We start from the raw sequence: 4,429 nt of genomic DNA, 5'->3' as shown, positions 1-4,429 counted from the left end.
CTCCTCACCGCCTGGACCCGCACCCTGGCCGCGGCCGCCGGACCGTCACCCGACCCGCGGCTGCGGGCCGACGGCGGTACCCCCCGGCTCACCTCGCTGGTCGGCCTCGGCCCGGCCCTCGCCACCCGGCTCTCCCTCGCCGTCCCCGCCGGGTTCGCCGAACTGCCGGCCTTCCCCGGCGACCGCCTCGACCCGGCCCGCGGCGGCGGCGACCTGCTGCTCCAACTGTGCGCCGTCGACCACTGGACGCTCGCCGTCGTCGCCGAACTCGCCACCACCGCCGCCCACGGCGCCGGCGCCACGGCCCGCTGGGCGCAGTCCGGCTTCCTGCCCGGGACCGCGCCCGGCGCCACCCCCCGCAACCTGTTCGGCTTCAAGGACGGCACCGCCAACCCCGACGAGGACACCGCCCGCCAGTGGGTCTGGGGCCCGCCCGGACCGCACGAGAACGCCACCGTCCTGGTCTACCGCCGGATCCGGATGGACACCGCCGCCTTCGCCGCCCTCCCCGCGGAGCAGCAGGACCTCGCCATGGGCCGCCGCGCCGGCGACGGCGCCCCGCTCACCGGCACCGCCGAACGCGACGAGCCGGACCTCTACGCCAAGCACCCCGACGGCGCCTACGTCATCCCCGCCACCGCCCACGTCCGCCTCACCGGCCCCCGCCTCGACGGCGGCGCCCGGATGCTGCGCCGCGGCTACAGCTACGACGACGCCCCCGGCGACCGCGGTCTGCTGTTCTGCGCCTTCATGCGCGACCCGGCCCAGTTCACCCGCGTCCAGAACCGCCTCGCCGAACGCGACGCGCTCAACCCCTTCATCGAGCACACCGCCTCCGCCGTCGCCTACGTCCTGCCCGGCGCGCCCGAAGGCGCCGCTCTCGGCGCCCACCTCTGGGCCTGACCACCGCCCCTCGGTCACGCCGTGCGAAGATGGGGCCGCGTCACCGCCGTAACCGACTTCGGGCACGCAGCGTTCGCCCGCCGTCCCGTGCCAGGAGGACACATGCAACGCGGCGAGGTCTGGTGGGTCGACTTCGACGAGCGACGCCCGGTCGTGCTGCTGTCGGACGAGGAACCGTCCGGGTTTCAGGCGATGCAGGTCGTTGCGCCGGCGGGCGTCGACCTCGGCGGCCTGGGCGTTGAAGTGACGGTGGGCGCCCCGGAAGGACTGCCCTTCGAAGGCGTGCTGCGGTTCGCGATCCCGCGTCCGGGCTTCACCCCGTGCACATGGCAGACCACCGTGACCCGGGACGACCTGATCGAGCGGGCGGGCGTGTTGTCCTCCGTGAAGCTCGGCGAGGTGGGAGAAGCCCTCAGCGCCACTGGACAGCTGAGGGAGTTGACCCCGCTGACGGCTGCCAGGCTCCACGAGATCAAAGACGCCCGCCGCCTCGGAGGACTGGCGTAGCGGGCGCCTCCGCCGAACCCGCCTCGACCTGCCATGACCTCGGTTACCTGGCGAGCCAGGGCCTTTCCGTTCAGAAGGGCTTTCCAGGGCGTACCGCGACCGAGGAGTTCCACGCCTTCCTCAACCTCAACGCCAACAAGCGCGTGCAGATCGAGCAGCGGCGGACCCAACTCGTCCTGCGGGACGACGATCACGCCGGCGCGCCGCCCCGTGGTCGCCTCGACCTGGACCTCGGCATCGCCTACCTGGAGCAGCACCGGTAGGGGTCAGACGGCCAGCACCTCCACCGTGTGGACGGCGTTGCGGGCGCCGGACGGGGGTTGGACGCGGCCGCGGGCGTCGGTGGCGCGGCAGCGGATGCGGTGCGGGCCGGGGGTGAGGCGGCAGGGCAGGGTGAACCGCTGCCAGACGGGCTGGGGGCCGCGTGGTTGCAGGAGGGCGGGGCGCCAGCCGTCGTCGTCGACGGCGACCTCCACCGCGACCACCGGTTCGAAGCTCCACGCCCGGCCCGTCACCTGGGACGTCCCGGCGGGTACGGCGCCGCCGTGGTGCGGGGCGAGGAGCCTGCTGTTGACGTCGACCTCCCGGACCGGGCGCGGGGCGCCGCCGCCCGCCGGGGCCCGGGTGTACAGGCGGGTGGTGAACAGGTGCTCGGGGCGGTGGTCGGCCAGGACCACGCGGGTGAGCCACTTGACGGAGTTGGTGGCGAACATCCGTGGCGCCACCGCCCGCAGCGGGAAGCCGTGCCGGGCCGGCAGCGGTTCGCCGTTGACGGTGTCGGCCAGCAGCACCTCCTCCCGGGCCCGGTCCAAGGGCAGGTCCTTCAGGTACGTCAGCCCGCTCTCGCCGGCGAACGAGCCGCGGTCGGCGCCCTCGAACCAGATGTGCCGGGCCTGCGGGCGCGGTGTCGCGAGGGCCAGGACCTCGGCGAGCGCGACGCCGGACCACTCCAGGTTGGCGACCGCGCGGGTCGGGACGTCGGGGCGGGCCGGGCTGCCGAAGCACTCGTGGAAGGCGGTCAGGCTGGTCCGCTCCAGCCCCCGCAGCGCCGACAGGTCCAGCCAGAGCGGCCGCTCCACCAGGCCCTCGACGGTCAACGTCCAGGAGGCGGCGTCGAGTTCGGGCGGCGGCCCGAGGTGGTTTCGGACGAAGAGGTGCTCGACGGGGGTGAGGAAGGCGTCGGGGATGCTCGGATCGGCGGGCGTTGCCTGCACGCGGGCTCCGTACGTCGTCGGGTGGCCCGGGGTGGGCGGGGGCCGGGTGGAGTATAGGAAGGATTCCGGTCCCGAACGATCCGTGTCCACCCTCCGGTCCCGGTAGCCTCGCGCGCACCGGACGCGCCGGGGGAGCGGGGGGAGTGGTGGATCGTGCGCGATGAACGGGCCGACCGGGTCGAGGAGTTGTCGCTCGATGAGCCGGTCTACCCGGCCGGCCGGCCATGGCGGGTGGGCGACGTCACGGCCGGGGCCGGGCCGTCGAGGGGTCCGACTGCAGGAAGTCGAGCGTGGCCAGTTCGTTCACGGTCTCCTGCAGCCGGCTGATGCGCTCCCGGCCGATCCGGACGAGTTCCTCCCCGGCGGCGGCCCACCGGTCGAGGTCGCGCGAGAGGGGCGGGATGTCGGCGAGGATGTCGGCACTCTCCTTGAGGGTGATTCCCACGCGTTGCGCGGCGAGTGCGAGTTTGACCCGGCAGATCGCGTCGACGGTGAAGCGGCGGGCGTTGCCGCTGCTCCGGTGACCGCTGATCACGCCGTAGCGCTCGTAGAAGCGGACCGCGTTGGGCGTCACCCCGGCGGCCGCGGCCAACTGTCCGACCGTCAGCGCCGCGTGGCTCGTCTCAAGGCCGGGGTCCTCGGTGGTGGTCATGATGTCCGTTCCGCGTTCGTGGATGGATCCCGCCGGTCCAGTATCACAGCGACGCGGCGGGCGGGGGAGCGCGACCGCACGCCCCCGCCCGCCGCAGTCGCCGGGGCTACGGCAGTCCGACCGGATCCGCGCTCCGGAGGGGACGCAGCGCCCGCGCCCACGTGCGCAGTTCCTCCACCGTCGAGTGCAGCGCCTTCGTCGCGCCCGGCGAGGCGACGAAGTGACCGTCGGCGTCGATGTGCTCCCACGCCATCGGCAGCAGCACCGATTCCCGGACCGTGGTGGCGCGCAGTTCCGGAAGGACCGTCCGCAACTGCTCGATGGCCCTGATGCCGCCGGAGCCGCCGTACCCGACGAACGCGACCGGCTTGTAGGCCCATTCGGTGAAGTGCCAGTCGATCGCGTTCTTCAGCGCCGCCGGGAAGCTGTGGTTGTACTCCGGTGTGAGGAACACGAACCCGTCGGCGTCCGCGAGCCGGCCGGCGATCGGGGAGGCGGCCGCCCCGCCCGGCCGCATCTCGTGCATCGGCAGGGAGACCGAGGCGAGGTCGATCATGTCGAGGTCGATCCAGTCGACCGCGGAGAGCTCCCGCTCCAGCCACGCGGCGAGGGGGTCGGCCAGTCTGGGCTTGCGCACGCTCCCGATCACCACGGCGATCCGGAGCCGGCTGCTGACGTTGTCTGCTGTCATGACGTCGACGCTAGGTCTTCGCCTATGGGCGAACTCAACCTGCGCTGGACCAACACCATGATCAAGACCCTGTCCCCGCGACTGCTCACCAGCACCTGAGGGGCAAGGAAGCCCCGCTCCGGTCAGCAGTGCGGGCCGAAGGGGAGACGCGGCCGCCGGCGGGTGTGGCCGGGGCCGGGTGGGGTAGGCGCGGCGTGTCGCGGAGTGTGACCGTTCGGCGAGGAGGAGGCCGTGACCGCGCTCTTCACCAATCGCAGGGACGCCGGGCGCAGGCTGGCCCGGCGGACGAGTGAGTATCTGCGTGCCCGGGTGGGGGACGAGCCGGTGGTGGTGGGGCTGGCTCCGGGCGGCGTGGCGGTGGCGGCGGAGGTCGCGCGTGAGCTGGCGGCCCCGCTGGACGTCGTGGTCGCCCGCCCGCTCAACGCGCCCGGCAACGGCACGCCGCTCGGCGCGCTGGCCGAC

The 4,429-nt window shown here is 73.8% G+C and carries 6 protein-coding genes and 1 pseudogene; 4 read left to right on the top strand and 3 right to left on the bottom strand.

The genetic code is table 11. The features are described 5' to 3' along the window. The 3 genes from ABD308_RS04110 to ABD308_RS04100 form a co-directional block, all read left to right on the top strand. A partial coding sequence (locus ABD308_RS04110) for a Dyp-type peroxidase (RefSeq protein WP_344325650.1) occupies positions 1–903 on the top strand: 903 nt, incomplete at its 5' end. Positions 904–1,005: 102 nt separating this feature from the next. Then, positions 1,006–1,410, top strand: coding sequence for a type II toxin-antitoxin system PemK/MazF family toxin (locus tag ABD308_RS04105; RefSeq protein WP_344325647.1), 405 nt, complete (start codon positions 1,006–1,008; stop codon positions 1,408–1,410). Positions 1,411–1,457: 47 nt separating this feature from the next. Next, entirely contained in the window at positions 1,458–1,673 is a 216-nt protein-coding gene (locus ABD308_RS04100) for a DUF6191 domain-containing protein (RefSeq protein WP_344325653.1), read from the top strand. 3 nt (positions 1,674–1,676) lie between these two features. Here the strand turns inward: ABD308_RS04100 and ABD308_RS04095 are convergent, their stop codons facing one another. The 3 genes from ABD308_RS04095 to ABD308_RS04085 form a co-directional block, all read right to left on the bottom strand. Next, a complete protein-coding gene (locus ABD308_RS04095; RefSeq protein ID WP_344325644.1) occupies positions 1,677–2,624 on the bottom strand; it encodes a molybdopterin-dependent oxidoreductase in 948 nt (315 codons plus the stop codon). A 241-nt stretch (positions 2,625–2,865) separates the two neighbouring features. Beyond that, the gene (locus ABD308_RS04090; RefSeq protein ID WP_344325641.1) at positions 2,866–3,276 is read right to left on the bottom strand and encodes a MerR family transcriptional regulator; all 411 of its coding nucleotides are present in this window, start codon (positions 3,274–3,276) and stop codon (positions 2,866–2,868) included. A gap of 106 nt (positions 3,277–3,382) precedes the next feature. Then, positions 3,383–3,967, bottom strand: a complete 585-nt coding sequence (locus ABD308_RS04085) for an NADPH-dependent FMN reductase (RefSeq protein WP_344325638.1) — start codon at positions 3,965–3,967, stop codon at positions 3,383–3,385. A 231-nt stretch (positions 3,968–4,198) separates the two neighbouring features. Here ABD308_RS04085 and ABD308_RS04080 point away from each other — a divergent pair. Beyond that, positions 4,199–4,429, top strand: a pseudogene (locus ABD308_RS04080) (phosphoribosyltransferase); the annotation flags it as partial.

The organism is Kitasatospora putterlickiae (assembly GCF_039527695.1).
GTDB classification, from domain to species: Bacteria; Actinomycetota; Actinomycetes; order Streptomycetales; family Streptomycetaceae; genus Kitasatospora; species Kitasatospora putterlickiae.
Note: the sequence above shows the minus strand (reverse complement) of the source record. Positions and strands in the feature narration are given on the sequence as shown.

Excerpts from the sequence above, each read along its gene's own strand:
- ABD308_RS04085 (WP_344325638.1), bottom strand. The coding sequence starts at position 3,967 with ATGACAGCAGACAACGTCAGCAGCCGGCTCCGGATCGCCGTGGTGATC.
- ABD308_RS04090 (WP_344325641.1), bottom strand. The coding sequence starts at position 3,276 with ATGACCACCACCGAGGACCCCGGCCTTGAGACGAGCCACGCGGCGCTG.
- ABD308_RS04105 (WP_344325647.1), top strand. The coding sequence starts at position 1,006 with ATGCAACGCGGCGAGGTCTGGTGGGTCGACTTCGACGAGCGACGCCCG.